Here is an 18,889-nt window from a genome sequence, read left to right as displayed (position 1 = left end):
CTAGGGGTATGTGACAGACGGTGGCGCTCGCACAGGCGCGGCCCCACCGGGCGAAGGAAGGGGCGTTGGCAGTGAGCGCAGCGACCGGCACGTTCCATCTCACCCAGCCGCGGCTTGACGGGCCCGCCGAGCGGACCGTCGTGGAGCCGTGGCTCACCGAGCTCTCCCATGCGACGCTGAACGGCTACGCCGAGACCGCGCCCCCGCTCGCGGCGGTCGAGGCCCTGCCGATGCGTCCGCAGCCCCTGCCCGTCCGCCGCGTCGCCGTGGCAGCCTGACGCACACCCACCCGGAAAGGGATCGGGGCCGATGCCCCGATCCCTTTTCTCATGCCTCCGCGTCTCGCATGTTGATACATATTTCTCAAATTCTGAGAAGCGGTCGTACGGTGGAGGGACGCCGGACACAGAGAGGTGATCCCCTATGACCGCGAAGGCGACCTACACCCATGGCCACCACGAGAGCGTCCTGAGCGCGCACCAGTGGCGCACGGTCGAGAACTCCGCCGCCTACCTGATCGAGCACCTGAGCCCCGGGCTGTCGGTCCTGGACGTCGGCTGCGGGCCGGGCACCATCACCGCGGGGATCGCCGAACGCGTCGCGCCGGGCCGCGTGGTCGCCGCCGACTCGGCCGAGACCGTGCTGGACGAGGCCCGCAGGAACACCGCCTCGCTGGACAACGTCGAGTTCGCGGTGGCCGACGTCCACGCCCTGGAGCATCCCGACGGCACGTTCGACGTCGTCCACGCGCACCAGGTCCTGCAGCACGTCGGCGATCCCGTCCAGGCGCTGCGGGAGATGCGCCGCGTGGCGAAGCCCGGGGGGATCGTCGCCGTGCGCGAGGCCGACTTCGGCACCATGGCCTGGTACCCGGACCCGCCGGGCATGGACGCCTGGCTGCCGATCTACTACAAGGTCGCGCGCGGCAACGGCGGCGAGCCCGACGCCGGCCGCCGCCTCGTCTCCTGGGCGCGCGCCGCCGGATTCACCGACGTCACCGCGTCCGCGTCGGCCTGGTGCTACGCCACCCCGCAGGAGCGCGAATGGTGGAGCGAGTCCTGGGGCGGCCGCCTGGTCAGGTCGTCCGTCGCCGAGCACGCCGTCGCCGGAGGCCACGCCACCCGCGCCGAGCTCCAGCGCGTCTACGAGGGCTGGAAGGCGTGGGCGGCGGCCGAGGACGGCTGGTACTCCGTCACCCACGGCGAGATCGTCTGCCGCGCCTGAGCGGCCGCGCCGCGCGGCGTCAGAACGGGCCGGTGAGGTCGCCGAGCTTGTCGGTCAGCGCCAGGTTGTGGGAGTAGTCGACCGGGACGGCGATGACGGAGACCGCGTCCTCGGCGAGGGCCTTGCGCAGCGTGGGCAGCAGCTCGGCGGCCGACTCGACGCGGTAGCCGCGGGCGCCGAAGCTCTCGGCGTACCGGACGAAGTCGGGGTTGCCGAACCTGATGTTGGAGCTGCGCCCGAGGTCGAGGTCCATCTTCCACTCGATCAGCCCGTAGGCGGAGTCGTCCCAGATCAGGACGGTGATGGGGATGTTCTCGCGGACGGCCGTCTCCAGCTCCTGGGAGTTCATCAGGAACGCGCCGTCCCCCGTCGCCGCCAGGACCCTGCGGTCCGGGTGCGCGAGCTTGGCGGCGATCGCGCCGGGGACGGAGAAGCCCATCGAGGACAGGCCGTTGGAGACCAGCAGCGTGTTCGGCTCGTAGGTCGGATACATGCGGGCCATCCACATCTTCACCGCGCCGGTGTCGGCCAGGACGATGTCGCCGCGGCGCATCGCGGCGCGGACGTCGGCGACGATGCGGCGGGGGGAGAGCGGGTAGCCGTCCTCGGTCGCGCCCTCGGCCAGCTCCTCCTGGAGCATCCGACGGATCTTCTGGCCCGTCGCGTTCACGTCGAAGCGGCGGTGGACCGAGTCGGCGAGGGCGCGCAGCGACCGGGACACGTCCCCCTGGATGCCGACCTCGACCGGGTAGTGGTCGTCCACCTCGGCGGGCGACTGGTGGATGTGGATGATCTTCTTGTCCGCGTTCGGGTTGACCTTGACGGGGTCGAACTCCTGCAGCTCGTAGCCGACGGCGATCAGCACGTCCGCCTCGTCGAAGCCGAAGTTGACGTGGTCGTGGCGCATGAAGCCGACCGCGCCGAGGGCGTTGCGGTGGTCGTCGGGGAAGACGCCCTTGCCGTTGAAGGTGGTGGCGACCGGCAGGCCGAGGCGCTCGGAGAAGTACACGAGGGCGTCGCTCGCGCGGGCCCGGGTGGCGCCGTGGCCCGCCAGCACGATCGGCTGCCGCGCGAGCGCGATCACGTCGGCGGCGCGGGCGATCTGGGCCGCGGACGGCTCCTGCGGGCGCACGACGTTCACCGGCAGCGGCCCGAGGTCGGCGGAGACCTCGGCCGACTCGACGTCCTCCGGGATCGCCAGGTAGACGGCGCCGGGGCGCTCGGTCTGCGCCGTCTTGAACGCCTTGCGCACCATCTCGGGCAGCGCCTCCGCCCGCGGGGCCAGCTCCGACCACTTGGTGATCGGGCGGAACAGGGACACCAGGTCGACGATCTGGTGCGACTCCTTGTAGATCCGGTCCAGGCCGACCTGGGCGGAGATCGCGACGACGGGCGTGCTGTTGGTGGTGGCGTCCGCGACGCCGAGCTGGAGGTTGATCGCTCCCGGGCCGAGCGTGGCGGAGGCCACGCCCGCCTTCCCGGTGAGGCGGCCGTAGATCTCCGCCATGAACGCGGCGCCCTGCTCGTGCCGGACGAGGACGTAGCGGATCGGCGAGTCGTTCAGCGCGTCGACGAAATGGATGTTCTCCTCACCCGGGATGCCGAAGACGTACTCGACGCCCTCCGCCTCCAGGGTCCTGACGAGAAGCCGGGCGGCGTCCTGCGTGGACATCGTGCGTCCCATCTCCAGTCTGCGTCTTTCCTGGGTGCCTACCGTGCAGCACCCGGGTCCCTACCTCCATTCCGCGCGATGATGTGTCGTCGGTCTCTCAGGAGTCGGCCATCTCCTTGACGGCGCGCAGCGTCGGCTCGTCCCTCACCCCGGCGATCAGCAGGGTGGTGACCGGGCTGTCGCGCCACAGCCGCAGCCTCTCCTTGATCCGCCCGAGCGGGCCGAGGAGCGAGATCGCGTCGGCCAGCGCGTCCGGGACGGCCTTGATCGCCTCGTCCCGGCGGCCGCTCAGGAACAGCTCCTGGACGCGTGCCGCCTCCTCCGCGTAGCCGAGCCGGCCGATCAGGTCGAGGTGGAAGTTGCGGTCCTTGGCGCCCATCCCGCCGATGTAGAAGGCGAGCGGGATCTTGGCGAACTCCAGCGCGGACGCCAGGTCGTCGGTGACGATCGTGGTGACGGTCGCGGCGATCTCGAAGCCCTCCGGGCGCCCGGCCAGCGACCCGCCGAAGACGGGCTCGATCTGCTCGGGGTCGACGAACAGCGGCAGCCAGCCCTGCGCGACCTCGGCCGACAGCGCGACGTTCTTCGGGCCCTCCGCGCCCAGGTAGACGGGGATCTCCGGGCGCACGGGGTGGGCGATCGACTTCAGCGGCTTGCCGAGGCCCGACCCGCCGGGGTACGGCAGCGGGTAGTGCGGGCCCTCGCTGGTCACCGGCTCCTCGCGGCGCCACACCTGCCGGACGATGTCGAGGTACTCGCGGGTGCGGGCGAGCGGCTTCGGGAACGGCTGCCCGTACCAGCCCTCCACGACCTGGGGGCCGGACGCGCCGAGGCCGAGGATCACGCGCCCGCCCGACAGTGCGTCCAGGGTGAGCGCGTGCATCGCGGTGGCCGCGGGGGTCCGCGCCGACATCTGGACGACGGCCGTGCCCAGCTTGATCCGGGACGTGCGGGCGCCGTACCAGGCCAGCGTGGTGAACGCGTCCGAGCCGTACGCCTCGGCGGTGAACACCGAGTCGTAGCCGCAGCGCTCGGCGGCCAGGACCGTCTCGGTCTGGTCGTCGGGGTCGCGCTGCCAGTAGCCGACGTTGATGCCGAGCTTGAGTTCCGCGGTCACGTTGCACCCTCCGGTAGTCGACGCACCGGCGATACTAGAACACGTTCTATTTTCTCGGAAGGGGTGCCGGGGAGGGTGTGGGACCGGGGGAGGTACGGCGACGGGGCCGCGGCGAACCTCGCCGCGGCCCCGTCGACCGGTCGCTAGCTCTCCTTGATCCCGTCCAGCAGGCCCCGCCAGGCGGCCGGCGTCAGCACGAGGGCCGGCCCGGAGGGGTCTTTCGAGTCGCGCACCGCGCGCAGGTCGCTGGACAGGGCCGCCATCTCGACGCACTGGTCTCCGCTTCCGCTGCGGGACGACTTGCGCCAGACGGCCAGGGTGAGTTCGCGCTGGAGGTGGGTCACAGGCTGCTCCTTGCTGCCTTGGCTATGAGGTGCGCGGACTCCTCGGGGGACAGGGCTCGCTTCGCGATGCGTTCGAAGCGATCCCTATGTTTTGCTATTTCCTCGGCGCTCTCGAGGTAAACGTCGCCCATAGTGCCCTCGACGTAGGCGATATCGGGGTCTGCCGGGTCCGGATACGACAATATGGTGAAACGTCCGTCCAAGCCCGCATGCGCCGCTGCTGTGTAGGGGAGTACCTGGATGGTCACGGATGGGCGGATCTCCGCGGCGGTGGCGAGGACGTTCAGCTGGGCCCGCATCACCTCCTCGCCGCCGATCGGGCGGTGCAGCACCGCCTCATCGAAGATCACCTCCAGGCGCGGCGCGTCGGCGCGGTCCAGCAGCGCCTGGCGGATCTTGCGGGCGGCGATGCGGCGCTCGATCTCCTCGTCCGAGGGCAGCAGCCGGCCCGCGGTGATCACCGCGCGGGAGTAGTCCTCGGTCTGCAGCAGGCCGTGCACGAGCTGCGGGTCCCAGGTGCGGATGTGGGAGGCCTCGTCCTCCAGCGCGACATAGCTGCCGGCGAAGACGTCCTGGTAGGCGGTCCACCAGCCGCGCTGCCCGGCCTGCCGGGCCAGGGTGATGAGCGCGTCGCGGTCCGGGCTCGGCACGCCGTAGAGGTCGAGGATGTCGGCGATGTCGCCGGGTTTGGGGCGGGTCTGGCTGGTTTCCAGGCGGGAGACGGTGGCTCTCGACCAGTCGAGCCGGTCCGCCACTTCCTGCAGTGTCAGGCCCTGCTCCTCGCGCAGCTTGCGGAGCTCCCTGGCGAGTCGTCGGCCACGGACGGTGGGGCGGTAGGTCATGGGAGTGGAGTCTTTATCACTCCCGGCGCCCGTCACAACGCGATTGACGAACCCGGCAGGAAGGTCAGAGCAATTCCGGGAAGGGTGTTGCGTTTGTGAGAATCTCAGGAGACTCTTGGATCCGTGATCGGTCGTCAACCGAGAGTGACGACCGGTCGCCCCGCCCGCCCTTCGCATTCGCACCAGTACCGCGGGAGGAACCGTGAAGACCACGCCAGCCGATCTGACGGCGGAGACCATGGCCCACGCCATGGCGGGCCGCGACCCGGCCCGGCGCGACGGCGTGCCCGGCTGGGTGTGGGCCCTGCCGGGCGGCCCCGGAGGCGCCGGGTACGCCCGCCGCGTCCTGCGCGACGCCCTCGCCTCCCTCGGCGTCCCGCCCGCCGGGGCGGACGACGCCCGGCTCATGGTGAGCGAGCTGGCCACCAACGCCCACCAGCACGCCGGCGAGCACGGCCCGCACGAGCTGTGGCTCTACATGGGCGACGGGACGGCGGGCGAACTGCGGTGCGCCGTCTTCGACACCTACGGCGACGTCGGCCTGCCCGGGTACTCCTGGACGTCCGGCGACTGCGGGCGCGGGCTCAGCATCGTCCACGAGCTGTCCCTCGGACGCTGGGGCCTGCGGCGGACCCTCTCCCGCCTCGGGCCGCCCGTCCGCGGCAAGGCCGTCTGGTTCGCCGTCCCGGGGACCGTCGAGACGCCTCGCGGCTAGCCCGCGCCGGCCCGCGGCCGGTCCTCCCGGGGCTTCTCCAGGGCGGGGCCGATGTCGCTGACCAGCGCGAGCAGCGACCGGGTGAGCAGCGTGCGCACCTGGTCGCGGTCGAGGGTCTTCTCCTGGAGCCACTGGCGCGTCGCCGCGTCCGCGAGCCCGGAGTAGGCGCGCAGCACGGCCCGCAGCGTCTCGGTCGGCTCGGCCACGCGCAGCACGGCCAGCATGTGCTCGACCGTCTCGTCCCGGAACCGGTTGACGATGCGCAGGAGTTCGGGGTCCTGCCCGAACCCCTCGGCGTCGAGCGCGGCGAACCACGTGGTCGCGTTGCGCTCGGCGGTGTCGAGGAACAGGTTGACGAGCAGGTCGACCGCCTCGGGCAGCGCCAGCCGCTCGTCCGGCGGCGGGGCCTGCATCGCGGCCGAGGCCGTCAGCCCCTGGACGACCTTGAGGAACAGCTCCCGCTTCGTCCCGAAGTAGTAGTGGATCAGGCCGCGCTGCACGCCGGTCTCCCGCGCGATCGCGGCCGTGGACACCTCGGCGTACGGCAGCTCGGTGAACATCCGCCGCGCGACGTCCAGGATCTGGGCGCGCCGCTCGTCCGGGGACAGGCGCTGGTAGCTCACCGCGACAGCCTATTCTGTGGGCGGCCGGCGCCGTGCGGCCGCGACCGATCCGCCGCTCGTCGGCGTGCCGTGGCGCCGCGCCGGCGGCGCCTCCGGGAGGCTCGTCGCCGACGACCAGGAGGGACGGCACAGGTGACCGCTGCGGAGAAGACGCTCGTGATGTACGGGGACGGCGCGCGGGAGGCCGCGCGCCGGATGCTGCCGAACCTGCCGGACCGGTGCTTCGGCCCGATCGCCGCCGACCGGCTGCGGGAGGCGGTCGAGGACGGGCTCGCACAGGTCGTCCTGGTCGCCCGCATGGAGGACCAGGCCGCCTTCCTCGGCGGCGCCGCGGGCCTGCTGGAATCGATCACGCTGGACATGGACTGCGGTCCCGCCCTGGCCGGCCGGGTGGCGCAGGCCCCGGCCGTCCGGGACGTCTACGGGCTGTGGGACGCCGCGGGCAAGCTCGGCCCCTGCGGCCGCGAGCTGTGCCGCAGGACGGCCGGGGGCCTCGAACGCCTCGCCGCCGAGGCGTCGGGGGCCGCGGCCAGCCCGGTCGCGGCCCAGGTGGTGCTCCTGGACGCGGCGGGGGAGCGCATGGTCGGCATGTACGGGCGGATGGCCCGATAGCGATGCTGACGGTCGTCGGCCGCGACGGAACGCCCCTCTCGGAAGAAGCCAAGGCGGCCCTGGAAAGTGCCACGCTGGTCATAGGAGCCCCAGCTCACCTGGACGGGCTGCCCATGGCGACGGACGCGCGCACGGTCGCCACCACGGAGTTCGCCGAGGCACTGGAAGGCGTCGATGTCTCCAAGGAGGACGTCGTCCTCGTCGTGAACGGCGACCCCGGCTACTTCGGAGTCGTCCGCGAACTGCTCGAACAGGGCCACGCGCCAGAGACGTTCCCCGCGACGACCCTGGTGGCGCGTGCTTTCGCCCAAGCAGGACTGCCCTGGGACGACGCTCTGGTCGTCTCCGCCAAGGACGGGCACCTGAGACAGGCCGTCAACGCATGCCGCGCCCACCCGAAAGTGGCCGTCCTGACGGAGCCGGGGGCAGGACCGTCCGAACTGGCGCGGGCGCTGTTCCCCGTCACGCCGCGCTCGTTCGTGGTCTGCGAAGACCTGGGCGGGCCCAAGGAGCGGATCGTCTACGTCCGCCCAGCGGAGGCGACCACCCGCCCATGGAACGACCCCGAGGTCGTGCTCGTCCTGGACAACCGCCACGCGCTGGGAGAAGCGAGCTGGGTGTCCGGGCCCGTGCCCGCCCCCGCCGGATGGGCGCTCCCGGCGGAGGCCTTCGGCGACGGACCCGGCCCGCGCCCCGAGGTGCGCGCCTTCGTCCTGGCCAAGCTCGGCCCGAGGGTGGGCGACATGGTGTGGGACGTGGAGTCCGGCGACGGCTCGGTCGGCATCGAGTGCGCCCGCTTCGGCGCCGCCGTCGTCGCCGTCGACCGCGACCACTCCGCGTGCGCCCGGGTGCGGGAGAACGTCCGCCTGCACGGGGTCAAGGTCGCGATGGCGTCGGGCGACGTCCGGTCCAGCGCCGAGCACCTTCCGCGGCCCGACGCCGTCTTCCTCGGCCGCGGCGGGCCGGAGGCCGTGCGGGTCTGCGCGGGGCTCCGGCCGTCCCGGATCGTCGTGCTCGCCACGGCCGGCGAGGCTCAGGCCATACTGGACGAACTGGGCGGGCAGGGCTTCGCCGCCGACGCCGTCCGGCTCCAGGCCGCCCCGCTGACCCCGCGGGGCGAGGCCCCGGAGCCAGTGATCGTCGTCTGGGGCGAGCGCGACGCCCGCACCCCCGCGGAGCGGCCGTCCCGGACGGGCCGCCCCGTCGAGACCATCCCCGCGTTGCCCGGAGTTGTGGAGGAGCGCAGTTGACCGTCCGCCGGCCCCACCCGATCGAGGTGCGCTCGTATGAGGTCCTCCGGTCCCGCGTCGACCTGTCCCCGATGCCGCCGCTGTGGCGGGCGGTGGCCGAGCGGGTCATCCACGCCACCGCCGACCTGGAGTACGCGGTGGACCTGGTGACCACCGAGGAGTCCCTCGCCCAGGGCTGGGCCGCGCTGCGCGCCGGGGCGCCGATCGTCACCGACGAGGGCATGGCCGCCGCCGGGATCAGCGCCCGCGAGGCGGTCTGCCACGCCGCCGACCCGGCCGCCGCCCGGATGGCGCGCGCCGCCGGCATCACCCGGTCGGCCGCGGCCGTCCGGCTGTCGTACTCGGAGGTGGGGCCGGGGGCGGTCTGGGTGGTCGGCTCCGCGCCCGAGGCCGTCTTCGAGATCATCGCCCGCCGGGTGAGCCCCGCCCTGGTGATCGGGATGCCGGTCGGATTCGTCGGCGCCTGCGAGGCCAAGGAGGCCCTGCGCGCGAGCGGGCTGCCGCAGCTCAGCAACGTCTCGGAGAAGGGCGGGTCGGCGGTCGCGGCCGCCGCCGTCAACGCGCTGCTCTACCACGAGGCGGAGCGGCCGTGACCGGGCCCGCCGAGATCGACCTGCGCCACCACGGCGACACCGAGGTCGGCGACGGCCTCGCCGACTTCGCCGTGAACGTCCGCACCGGCACGCCCCCCGCGTGGCTGGCCGAGCGGATCCGCGCGTCCGTCGACGACCTCGCCGCCTACCCCGACCCCCGCCCGGCCCGCAAGGCGGTCGCCGCACGGCACGGCAGGTCCGTCGAGGAGGTGCTGCTCACCGCCGGGGCCGCGGAGGCGTTCGTGCTGCTCGCGCGGGTGCTCACCCCGCGCCGCGCCGTGGTGGTGCACCCCCAGTTCACCGAGCCGGAGGCGGCGCTGCGGGCCGCCGGGCACGAGGTGGAGCGGGTGATCCTGGAGGGCGACTTCACCCTCGGCCCGCGGGCGGTCCCGGACGGCGCCGACCTCGTCGTGATCGGCAATCCGACCAACCCGACCTCGGTCCTGCACCCGGCCGCCGCGCTCGCCGCCCTGGCCGCCCCCGGACGGACGGTCGTGGTCGACGAGGCGTTCATGGACTGCGTCCCGGGAGAACCGGAGAGCCTCGCCGCCCGGCTGCCCCCCGGAGTGGTGGTGATCCGCTCCCTGACCAAGACGTGGGGGCTCGCGGGGCTCCGCGCCGGGTACGTCCTGGCCGACCCCCACCTGATCGGACGGCTGGCGGAGGCGCAGCCGCTGTGGGCGGTGTCCACGCCCGCGCTCGCCGCCGTCGAGGCGTGCTCCACCCCCGAGGCCGTCGCCGAGGGCGAGGCGTGGGCCGTCGAGCTCGCCGCCGAACGCGACCGGCTGGCCGCGGAGCTGTCGGCACGGGGCCTGTACGTCGTGCCGGAAGCGCGCGCGTCGTTCGTGTGCGTCCGCCTGCCGGATGCCCTTGGCATCAGGGCCCTGCTCAGGCAGCGCGGCTACGCCGTCAGGCGCGGAGACACCTTCCCAGGGCTCGGCCCAGACTGGCTGCGGATCGCCGTGCGCGACCGTCCGTCCGACGACCGGCTCCTGGACGTGCTCGGCGAGCTGGGCATCTGACCCCCCGAAAGGACACCATGAACCTGATCGAGGAGACCGTCGCCTCCATCGCCCCCCTGGACGAGACGGCCGTACGGGACGCCCGCGACCTGCAGGCCCGGCTCACCAAGCCGCCCGGGTCCCTCGGCGTCCTGGAGGAGGTGTCGGTCCGCCTCGCCGGGCTCGCCGGGCAGTGCCCGCCGCCCCTGCCCGAGCCCGCCGCCGTCGCCGTGTTCGCCGCCGACCACGGCGTCCACGCCCAGGGCGTCACCCCGTGGCCGCAGGAGGTCACGGCGCAGATGGTGGCCAACTTCCTGGTGGGCGGCGCCGTCGTCAACGCGTTCGCCGCCCAGGTCGGCGCAGCCGTCACGGTCGTCGACATCGGCGTCGCCGCCGAGCTGGAGGAGGCCCCAGGCCTGCTCCAGCGCAAGATCGCGCCGGGCACCGCCGACATGACGGCCGGGCCCGCGATGACCGCCGGGCAGGCCCGGCGCGCCGTCGAGACGGGGATCGAGATCGCCCGTGACCTCCACGGGCAGGGCGCCCGGTGCCTGCTCACCGGCGACATGGGGATCGCCAACACCACCGCGTCCGCCGCGCTGATCGCCGCGTTCACCGGCCTGCCGCCCGAGCGGGTCACCGGCCGGGGGACCGGCATCGACGACGCCACCCACGCCCACAAGGTCGAGGTGGTGCGCGCCGCCCTCGACCGGCACGGCCTGCGGGAAGGGCACGGCCGGCCGCCGATGGAGGTCCTCGCGGCGGTCGGCGGGCTGGAGCACGCGGCGATCGCCGGGTTCGTCCTCGGCGCGGCGGCCCTGCGCGTCCCCGTCGTCCTCGACGGCGTGATCGCCGGAGCGGCCGCCCTGGCCGCCGCCGCGCTGTGCCCGGACGCCCTCGGCGCGTGCGTCGCCGGGCACCGCTCCGCCGAGCCCGGCCACGGTGCCGCCGTGGAGTTCCTCGGCCTGCGGCCACTGGTCGACCTGGAGTTGCGGCTCGGCGAGGGGACCGGCGCCCTCCTGGCGCTGCCACTGGTCCAGGGCGCGGCGCGGGTCCTGCGCGAGGTCGCCACGTTCGACTCCGCCGGGGTGAGCGAGAAGGGCGCCGGGCGGCCGTAACGGCGCGATCACGGAAGAAGTCACGCTCGGCTATCGAACGGGCGAGGCCCCTCTCCACGGACTCCCCGAGCCGAGTACCTTTGTTCCACAAAGAGAGCGTCCGCCACCCGCGTCCGAGAGATCCACCGTGCCCCCGTACCTGCTAGGCCTGCGACTCGGCGGGCGACGCGTCCTCGTCGTCGGCGGAGGGCGGGTCGCCCAGCGCCGCGTGCCCGCCCTGCTGGACGCGGGCGCCGAGGTGGTCCTCGTGTCCCCCTCGGTCACCGCCACCCTGGAGGGCCTCGCCGAGCGCGGCCGGATCACCTGGCACCGGCGGGGCTACCGGCGCGGCGACTGCGCGGGCGCCTGGCTGGTGCAGGCCGTCACCGACGACGCCAAGGTCAACGGCGACGTGGTGGCGGAGGCCGACGCCGCGCGCATCTGGTCCGTCCGGGCCGACGACGCCGAGTCCTCCCCGGCCTGGACGCCCGCCAGCGGGCACGCGGGCGACGCCACCGTCGGGGTGCTGCTCGGCGGCGACCCGCGCCGCGCCGCCGGCATCCGCGACGCGGTGGTGGAGGGCCTGCGCGACGGCGCCCTGGAGTCCCGGCACTCCCGGAGCAAGCCCGCGGGCGTCGCGCTCGTCGGCGGCGGCCCGGGCGACCCGGGCCTGATCACCGTGCGCGGGCGGCAGCTGCTCGCCATGGCCGACGTCGTCGTCGCCGACCGCCTCGCCCCCGGCGGGCTGCTGGACGAGCTCGCCGCCGACGTCGAGGTCATCGACGCCGCCAAGATCCCCTACGGCCGGACGGTCACCCAGGACCGCATCAACGAGTCCCTGGTCGAGCACGCGCGGCGGGGCCGCTTCGTCGTCCGGCTCAAGGGCGGCGACCCGTTCGTGTTCGGGCGCGGCGGCGAGGAGGCCCTGTACTGCGCCCGCCACGGCGTCCCCGTCACGGTCGTCCCCGGCATCACCAGCGCGGTCGCCGTTCCGTCGGCCGCGGGCATCCCGGTCACCCACCGGGGCGTCGCGCAGGAGTTCCACGTCGTCTCCGCCCACGTCCCTCCCGGGCACCCCGACTCGACCGTCGACTGGGAGGCGCTGGCCCGCGCGAACGGCACGATCGTCCTGCTCATGGCGGTGGAGCGGATGGCGCTCATCGCGGCGGCCCTCATGCGCTATGGTCGGTCGTCCGGAACGCCGGTGGCCGTGGTGCAGGACGGCACCCTTCCCGGCCAGCGGGCGCTGACGGCGACGCTGGGCACGGTGGCCGACGAGATGGCCGCCGGAGATGTCCGGCCCCCGGCGATCGTGGTCGTGGGCGACGTGGTCAACGTGGCACGAGAGATCGACATGATTCGAGCGGACTTGGGACGGGATCCGTGACACCCCCCGCAGAGCAGAGCACGGTCCACGACGAGGAGGCCGGCGCCGGCTCGGGCCGGGCCGGCGAGCCCGCCCCCGACGAGGCCGCGGCGTCCGGCGAGACCACGGGCGGCGAGGACGCGTCCGGGAAGGACCCGGAAGGCCCCGGCGCGGCGGCCGGGAAGCAGACCTCCGAGAAGGGCGCTGCCGACGACGACGCGGCGCCCGAAGGCGAGGCGGCCGACGACGAGGCCGGTAGCGGCGAGAAGGCCGAGGCCAGGCCCAGGCGCGGACGGCGCCGCGCCCCCAAGGCCGGGGCGACCGTCAACCGCGCCGAGCTGGTCCGCGCCCTGACCGCGCTGCGCGAACAGCTCGGCGCGTTCGACCTCCTGCTGGACGTCCCCGGCGTCGAACAGGCCCGCGAGGCCCGCGACGAACTGCGCGCCCAGCTCGTCGACTACGTCCTGCCGCGCGTCCAGGCGTCCGGCGCCCCCATGCTCGTGGTGCTCGGCGGCTCCACCGGCGCGGGCAAGTCCACCCTGGTCAACACGCTCGTCGGCGCCCGCGTCAGCGCGACCGGCGTGCTGCGCCCCACCACCAGCAGCCCGATCCTCGTCTGCCACCCCGACCACGTCCGGTGGTTCATGGAGGGGCCGATGCTGCCCGGCATGGGACGGGTCCGCGGCCCCGCGCCCGACGCCATCGCGGGCGACCAGCTGGTCATCATCGCCAGCGACGTCCTGCCGCCCGGCCTCGCCCTCCTCGACAGCCCCGACTTCGACTCCGTCTTCGAAGACCACTACGAGTTCGCGACCAAGCTGATGGCCGCCGCCGACCTGTGGCTGTGCGTCACCACCGCCGCCCGCTACGCCGACGCCCAGGTCTGGCAGATGCTCCAGCGCGCCAAGGAGAACGGCGCCACGATCGGCGTCGTGCTGTCGCGCGTCCCGCAGGGCGCGGGCGCCGGCGGCGGCGAGATCGTCGAGCACTTCGCCGAGATGCTGGACGAGCACGAGGTCGGCGACGCGCGCCGCTTCACCATCCCCGAGACCCGGATCGAGGAGAGCCGCCTCCCCGAGGAGACCGTCGAGGACATCCGCGACTGGCTGACCGGCGTCGCCGAGGACGCCGAGGACCGCGAGATCGTCGTCAGCGACACCCTCGCCGCCGTCCTGGACAGCTTCCGCACCCGCGTCCCCGAGCTCGCCCGGCAGGTCGAGGCGCAGGTCGAGCGGCGCACCGAGCTGGCCAGGGAGGTCGAGGCCGGGTACGGCACCGCCCTCGCCGAACTGGACGAGGCCACCCGCAACGGCTCGCTGCTGCGCGGCGAGGTGCTGGCCCGCTGGCAGGACTTCGCCGGCACCGGCGACCTGCTGCGCGCCCTGCACGTCCAGCGGTCCCGGCGCGGCCGCGCCGCCAGCCGCCGCCACCGCAGCCCGGCCCGCGTCCGCGCCCTCAAGGCGGCGCTGCGCAGCGGCCTCGAATCGCTCATCATGGCGTCCGCCGAGCACGGCGCGGAGCAGGTCATGGCCCGCTGGCGCGAGCACCCGGCGGGCGCCCAGGTGCTCGCCGGCGCCGACGCCGGCCTCGGGCACGTCTCCCCGGAGCTGTCGCGGCGCGTCACCCGGGCCGTCAGCGCCTGGCAGGACCACGTCCAGGAGCTGATCCGCACCCAGGGCGTCACCAAGCGCTCCGTCGCGAAGCTGGTCTCGTTCGACACCGAGGCGGTCTCGCTCGTCCTGACGATCGGCCTGCTCGGGTACGGGACGTCCGACGTGGCCGTGGAGGGCGGCAACAGCGCCGTCCCGCAGCGGCTGCTGAAGGCCCTGTTCGGCGCCGAGTCCCTGCGCGGCATGGGCGCCAAGGCCCGCGCCGACCTGCGCAGCCGCATCGGGATGCTGTTCGACGAGGAGGCCATCCGCTTCGGGCAGGTGCTCGACTCCGCCGGCATCCCCGACGAGACCGTCCCCGTCCAGCTGTACCAGGCCACCTACAACCTCGAGGTTGCCCGATGACCACCTCGGCCATCCCCGCGAACTCCACGGCGGGAACCGGCGAGACCCCGCTCCCCGGCATGCCCGAAGCCGCTCCCCCCGCCGAGCCCGCCGGCCCGCCCGGACTCGTCGAGCGCCTCGACGGGCTCGACCGGCTCGTCCAGGCCGGCCTCGGACGGCTCGACCAGCCCGTCCTGGACGACGCCGGAGCGCTGCTGCGGCGCGCCGGCCAGCGGCTGCGGCTGTCGGGCGACCACACCGTCGTCACCCTCGCGGGCGGCACGGGCAGCGGCAAGTCCTCCCTGTTCAACGCCATCTGCGGGCTCGAACTGTCGCCCACCGGGATGCGCCGCCCGATGACGTCGAAGGCCCACGCGTGCGTCTGGGGGCTGGACGGCGCGGGCCCCCTCCTCGACTGGCTCGACGTCGACAAGCGCCACCGCTACGCCCGCGCCAGCGCCCTCGACCTGGAGCGCGCCGAAGCCACCCTGCAGGGCCTCGTCCTGATCGACCTGCCCGACCACGACTCGATCCAGGCGATGCACCGCGCCGAGGTCGACCGGTTCGTCACCATCGCCGACCTGCTGGTCTGGGTCGTCGACCCGCAGAAGTACGCCGACGCCGCCCTGCACCGCAACTACATCGTCCCGTTCGCCCGGCACGCCGGCGTCACCCTGATCGTCCTCAACCAGGTCGACCGGCTCGCCCCCCACGAGATCGACGACTGCGTCGCCGACCTGCGCCGCCTGCTGGAGGCCGAGGGGCTCGCCGACCCGCGGATCGTCACCACCTCCGCGGTCGCCGAGGACGGCGTGCACGGCTTCCGCGACACCCTCGTCGAGACCGTCGCCGCCCGCCGGGCCCGCACCGAGCGGCTGACGGCCGACGTCGACCGCGCCGCCGAGCGGTTCACCGCCTACCGCTTCGACGCCGAACCGCCCGTCACGGTCGACGACGGCCGCAAGGCCGAGCTCCTGCAGTCCCTCACCGACGCCGCGGGCGCGCCCGCCGTCGCCGAGGCCATGGAGAGCGCCTACGAGCTGCGCGCCGCCGACTTCATCGGCTGGCCCGTCACCGCCATGGTCACCCGGCTGCGCTCGGACCCGCTGCGCCGGATGCGCCTCACCGAGCTCCGCGAGGAACTGCGCAACGCCTTCACCGGGCCGATCGGCGCCCAGCAGGGCGACGTGGACAACGCCCTCCAGAACGTCGCCGAGGGCGTCACCGCCGAGCTTCCGCCGCACTGGGGCCGCTCCGTCCGCGCCGCGGCCCGCTCCCACGCCGCCGAGATCCCCGAGGCGCTCGGCGAGTCCCTCAAGGAGGCCCTGCCCACGTTCAACGTGGTGCCGCGCTGGTGGTGGCTGGTCAAGACCTGGCAGTACTTCCTCGTCCTGGTCGCCGCCCTCAGCGTCGTGTGGATCGGCTTCCTCGTCGCCTACGGCCTGCTCGACCTCGGCGGCGACGACCCGGACGGCCTCATCGGCCAGGCGGGCCTGATCCCCTACGTCGCCATCCTGGTCGTCTGCACGCTCGGCATGGGCTGGCTCACCGCGTCCGCGTGCCGCAACATGGTCGCGCTGTCGTCCGCCAGGCACGGCGAGAAGATGGAGCAGCACATGCGCCAGGGCATCGAGCGCGTCGCCCGCGAGAAGGTGATCGTCCCCATCGAGGAGGACCTGGAGGTCTACGCCCGCTTCCGCCGGGACGTCGACGTCGCCCTCGGCCGCGGCTGAGTTATCCACAGTTCCGCGACCGCGGGCGCCGCCCTGCGCGTCTGAGCCACCGTTGTCCTCGTACGCGAGACAACGGAGGACGCGATGAACGAGGCGCACGTCACCATCACCGGCTGGGTAGCGGCCGAGCCCCGCTACGCCGTGACGGCCAACGGCCACCCCTTCCTGTCGCTGCGGGTGGGCTGCACGCCCCGCCGCTTCGACCGGCAGACCGGCCAATGGCAGGACGACGATTCCCTGTACGTCACGGTGAACTGCTGGCGCGGCCTGGCCGACAACGTCAACGCGTCCGACCTCCAGCGCGGCACGCCGGTCCTGGTCACCGGCCGCCTGCGCATCCGCCAGTACGAACGCGACGACCAGTGGCGCTTCTCCGCCGAGGTCGAGGCCACCACCCTGGGCCCCGACCTGACCCGCGGCACCGTCGACTACCGCCCCGCCCAACGCACCGGCCCCCTGACCGACGAAGACCGCCAACTGGCCCGCGACACCGCCGACCAATGGGCCCTGACCACCCCCACAGAAGAAGACGAACCCAAAGCCGCCTAACCCCACCCACCGAGAGAACCCACCCGCCCCACTCGGCACCCCCGAACGCCGCCCGGCTGCCACAGAAGCGGCGACGCGCGGTTCGGCCTGGCTCGGTCCATACGCGCTCCCACCCGTCGCACGACGCAGCCAAAGAAGGGCACGCGCCAGCGGGACCCTCGACCGGCTCTCTCCAGGGCGCCCTAGCGCAATGACGAGCGACCCACGCTCCTCTGCGCGACCTGTCCCACGGCGTGACCCAGGGATGCACGCGGCGGCGGAGCAAGCTCCGCCGGGGGTGCTCGGGACGAGTAGGCGCCGTTGGTGGGGCGGCGTGCGTGGTCGGGCTGGTCTCGCCGCGGGCGCCACCTGTCGTAAGGCGTGAGCAGGGGATGCGTGCGTGGTGGAGCGGCTTGGCCGGGGGTGCTCGGGGCGAGTGGGCGCCGCTGGTGGGGTGGCTTTGGTGTGGGGTGGTGGGTTTTTGGCTCCTTGCTCCCGCTGTTTTGGGGTGGCTGGGTGGCGGCCAGGTGCGGCCAGTGCTCGGGGCGGCCCGGCTGGGGCCGGGCGTGAGCCGGGTGTGGGAGTTGGAGGTGAGGCGAAAGTGTTCGGTGGGGGGATGTGGGCCGTGGGAGCGGTGAGCGCGCGCCCCCGGCGTTTTGGGTGGCTGCTTGCTGGTCAGATCCAGGAAACGCCGCGCATGGTGGTCCCCCTCAGGATGGTCGGGCTCCGCGGATCAGCGGGCCCGGATACCGGTGATCAGAACGGTCACCCGCATGTGCGTTCCCGAACGTACCTGTTTCACGCCCGTTCCGCACACGTTGCAACTATCGTGTTACACAACGTGATGCGCGTAAGGGGGAAGGATGACGGCAGTGCAGTCGTCCGCCGAGGACCGTGGTGGGGAGCTGGTCCGCAGGCCGAGGCGCAGGGCGCGACTTGGGCGTCGGTCCCTGCTCGCGGTCTACGTGCCGGTGGTCGTCGCCGTCCACCTGGGGCTGATCGTCGCGGGGCTGGTCGAGACCCCGTTCCGGGGCGACGATCTGATGACCTTCGGGGCGCTGCTGGCGTGCGGCGCCGTGTGCATCGAGGCGACGCGGAGGCTGGGGATGCCGGCGGGGGTCGCGCGCGACCTGCTGTCGGCCTGGTGGCTGCCGGTCGCGCTGCTGCTGCCGCCGGTGTACGCGCTGCTGGTCCCGGTGCCGATGCAGGCGTTGCTGCAGTTCCGCGTCCGGCGGACGCTGATCTACCGGCGGGCGGTCGTCGCCGCCGCGCTCGGGATCGCCGGGGCTTGCGCGTCGGTGGTGTTCCACCGGGTGGTGGCCGACCCGCTGCAGGGGGCGCCGCAGTGGGTCGTCGAGAGCTACCCGGGCATCCCGGCGGCCGTCGGCTGCGCGGCGCTGTTCACGGTGGTGAACGCGGCGATCGTCGCGGTCGCCGCGCACGCCGCCGATCCCGAGAGCCGGTGGCGGGACGTCCTGTGGACGCGCGAGAGCCTCCTGCTCGACACGGTGGAGCTCTGCGTCGGCATCCTGGTGGCGATCACGAGCGCCCTGTCACTGGGCCTGCTCCTGCTCGCCCTTCCGCCGGTGATGCTCCTGCAGCGCAGCCTGATGCACCAGCAGCTCCAGGCGGCCGCGCGCACCGACGCCAAGACGGGCCTGCTCAACGCCGCCGCGTGGCAGCGCGAGGCCGACACCGAGCTCTCCCGGGCCCAGCGCACCCACGACGCCGTCGCGCTCCTCCTGATCGACATCGACCATTTCAAGCGCGTTAACGACACCCACGGCCACCTGGTCGGCGACCAGGTGCTGGTGGGGGTGGCGAGCACCCTGTGCCACCAGCTGCGCGACTACGACGTGGTGGGCCGCTTCGGGGGCGAGGAGTTCGTCGTCCTGCTGCCGGGCGCCGACACCGTGGAGGCCTGCCGCGTCGCCGAACGCCTCCGCGGCCGGGTGCGCCGCCTCGCCGTCCCGGCCGAGGAGGGCACCGTCACCGTCACCGTCTCCGTGGGGGTGTCGCTGTTCCGCACCCACGGCCAGGACCTCCTGGAACTCATGACGGCGGCCGACCTGGCGCTCTACCGGGCGAAGTCCTCGGGGCGCGACCGGGTGTGCCTTCCCGCGCTGGAAGGCCCCAGGCCGTCCGGCAACTGAGGCGGCAACGCGAAAAACAGGTTCC

The 18,889-nt window shown here is 73.7% G+C and carries 18 protein-coding genes; 13 read left to right on the top strand and 5 right to left on the bottom strand.

Features of this window, described 5'->3' with window-relative positions; genetic code table 11:
- Nucleotides 1–71: 71 nt before the first annotated feature.
- Together AB0C87_RS12870 and AB0C87_RS12865 are read left to right on the top strand one after the other, a co-directional pair.
- The gene (locus tag AB0C87_RS12870; RefSeq protein WP_345175807.1) at nucleotides 72–278 is read left to right on the top strand and encodes a hypothetical protein; all 207 of its coding nucleotides are present in this window, start codon (nucleotides 72–74) and stop codon (nucleotides 276–278) included.
- A gap of 145 nt (nucleotides 279–423) precedes the next feature.
- On the top strand, nucleotides 424–1,224 hold the full coding sequence (locus AB0C87_RS12865) for a methyltransferase domain-containing protein (RefSeq protein ID WP_360577496.1): 801 nt from the start codon (nucleotides 424–426) through the stop codon (nucleotides 1,222–1,224).
- Nucleotides 1,225–1,243: 19 nt separating this feature from the next.
- Here the strand turns inward: AB0C87_RS12865 and AB0C87_RS12860 are convergent, their stop codons facing one another.
- The 4 genes from AB0C87_RS12860 to AB0C87_RS12845 form a co-directional block, all read right to left on the bottom strand.
- On the bottom strand, nucleotides 1,244–2,896 hold the full coding sequence (locus tag AB0C87_RS12860) for an acetolactate synthase large subunit (RefSeq protein WP_360577494.1): 1,653 nt from the start codon (nucleotides 2,894–2,896) through the stop codon (nucleotides 1,244–1,246).
- A 97-nt stretch (nucleotides 2,897–2,993) separates the two neighbouring features.
- Complete coding sequence (locus AB0C87_RS12855; protein ID WP_345175801.1) at nucleotides 2,994–4,013, bottom strand: LLM class F420-dependent oxidoreductase; 1,020 nt, start codon at nucleotides 4,011–4,013, stop codon at nucleotides 2,994–2,996.
- A gap of 143 nt (nucleotides 4,014–4,156) precedes the next feature.
- Nucleotides 4,157–4,357, bottom strand: a complete 201-nt coding sequence (locus tag AB0C87_RS12850) for a DUF397 domain-containing protein (RefSeq protein ID WP_089309643.1) — start codon at nucleotides 4,355–4,357, stop codon at nucleotides 4,157–4,159.
- The gene (locus AB0C87_RS12845; protein WP_345175797.1) at nucleotides 4,354–5,199 is read right to left on the bottom strand and encodes a helix-turn-helix transcriptional regulator; all 846 of its coding nucleotides are present in this window, start codon (nucleotides 5,197–5,199) and stop codon (nucleotides 4,354–4,356) included. Before AB0C87_RS12845 ends, AB0C87_RS12850 begins: the two co-directional genes overlap by 4 nt.
- A gap of 202 nt (nucleotides 5,200–5,401) precedes the next feature.
- Between AB0C87_RS12845 and AB0C87_RS12840 the strand changes: the two genes are divergently transcribed.
- Nucleotides 5,402–5,914 (top strand): ATP-binding protein, encoded by a 513-nt coding sequence (locus AB0C87_RS12840; protein WP_360577492.1) that lies wholly within the window; start codon nucleotides 5,402–5,404, stop codon nucleotides 5,912–5,914.
- Here the strand turns inward: AB0C87_RS12840 and AB0C87_RS12835 are convergent.
- Nucleotides 5,911–6,537 (bottom strand): helix-turn-helix domain-containing protein, encoded by a 627-nt coding sequence (locus tag AB0C87_RS12835; RefSeq protein ID WP_345175792.1) that lies wholly within the window; start codon nucleotides 6,535–6,537, stop codon nucleotides 5,911–5,913. The genes AB0C87_RS12840 and AB0C87_RS12835 overlap by 4 nt on opposite strands.
- A 132-nt stretch (nucleotides 6,538–6,669) precedes the next feature.
- Here AB0C87_RS12835 and AB0C87_RS12830 point away from each other — a divergent pair, with 132 nt between their 5' ends.
- The 10 genes from AB0C87_RS12830 (at nucleotide 6,670) to AB0C87_RS12785 (ending at nucleotide 18,864) form a co-directional block, all read left to right on the top strand.
- Nucleotides 6,670–7,149 (top strand): hypothetical protein, encoded by a 480-nt coding sequence (locus tag AB0C87_RS12830; RefSeq protein ID WP_360577490.1) that lies wholly within the window; start codon nucleotides 6,670–6,672, stop codon nucleotides 7,147–7,149.
- A gap of 2 nt (nucleotides 7,150–7,151) precedes the next feature.
- The gene (gene cbiE, locus AB0C87_RS12825) at nucleotides 7,152–8,399 is read left to right on the top strand and encodes a precorrin-6y C5,15-methyltransferase (decarboxylating) subunit CbiE (protein WP_345175788.1); all 1,248 of its coding nucleotides are present in this window, start codon (nucleotides 7,152–7,154) and stop codon (nucleotides 8,397–8,399) included.
- Complete coding sequence (locus tag AB0C87_RS12820; protein ID WP_345175786.1) at nucleotides 8,396–8,992, top strand: precorrin-8X methylmutase; 597 nt, start codon at nucleotides 8,396–8,398, stop codon at nucleotides 8,990–8,992. Before cbiE ends, AB0C87_RS12820 begins: the two co-directional genes overlap by 4 nt.
- Complete coding sequence (cobC, locus tag AB0C87_RS12815; RefSeq protein WP_360577488.1) at nucleotides 8,989–10,014, top strand: Rv2231c family pyridoxal phosphate-dependent protein CobC; 1,026 nt, start codon at nucleotides 8,989–8,991, stop codon at nucleotides 10,012–10,014. Before AB0C87_RS12820 ends, cobC begins: the two co-directional genes overlap by 4 nt.
- A gap of 17 nt (nucleotides 10,015–10,031) precedes the next feature.
- On the top strand, nucleotides 10,032–11,111 hold the full coding sequence (gene cobT, locus AB0C87_RS12810) for a nicotinate-nucleotide--dimethylbenzimidazole phosphoribosyltransferase (protein WP_360577486.1): 1,080 nt from the start codon (nucleotides 10,032–10,034) through the stop codon (nucleotides 11,109–11,111).
- A 127-nt stretch (nucleotides 11,112–11,238) separates the two neighbouring features.
- Entirely contained in the window at nucleotides 11,239–12,477 is a 1,239-nt protein-coding gene (gene cobA, locus AB0C87_RS12805) for a uroporphyrinogen-III C-methyltransferase (protein ID WP_345175782.1), read from the top strand.
- Nucleotides 12,474–14,471, top strand: coding sequence for an AAA family ATPase (locus tag AB0C87_RS12800; protein WP_360577484.1), 1,998 nt, complete (start codon nucleotides 12,474–12,476; stop codon nucleotides 14,469–14,471). Before cobA ends, AB0C87_RS12800 begins: the two co-directional genes overlap by 4 nt.
- Nucleotides 14,468–16,183: an ABC transporter gene (locus tag AB0C87_RS12795; RefSeq protein WP_345175777.1), complete on the top strand. Its 1,716-nt coding sequence runs from the start codon at nucleotides 14,468–14,470 to the stop codon at nucleotides 16,181–16,183. Before AB0C87_RS12800 ends, AB0C87_RS12795 begins: the two co-directional genes overlap by 4 nt.
- An 84-nt stretch (nucleotides 16,184–16,267) precedes the next feature.
- Entirely contained in the window at nucleotides 16,268–16,732 is a 465-nt protein-coding gene (locus tag AB0C87_RS12790) for a single-stranded DNA-binding protein (protein ID WP_345175775.1), read from the top strand.
- 842 nt (nucleotides 16,733–17,574) lie between these two features.
- Nucleotides 17,575–18,864 (top strand): GGDEF domain-containing protein, encoded by a 1,290-nt coding sequence (locus AB0C87_RS12785; protein ID WP_345175773.1) that lies wholly within the window; start codon nucleotides 17,575–17,577, stop codon nucleotides 18,862–18,864.
- Nucleotides 18,865–18,889 lie beyond the last annotated feature (25 nt).

Origin of the sequence: Actinomadura sp. NPDC048021 (assembly GCF_040653135.1) — a bacterium.
GTDB classification, from domain to species: Bacteria; Actinomycetota; Actinomycetes; order Streptosporangiales; family Streptosporangiaceae; genus Spirillospora; species Spirillospora verrucosospora.
This window is presented reverse-complemented; position numbering and strand designations above follow the sequence as displayed.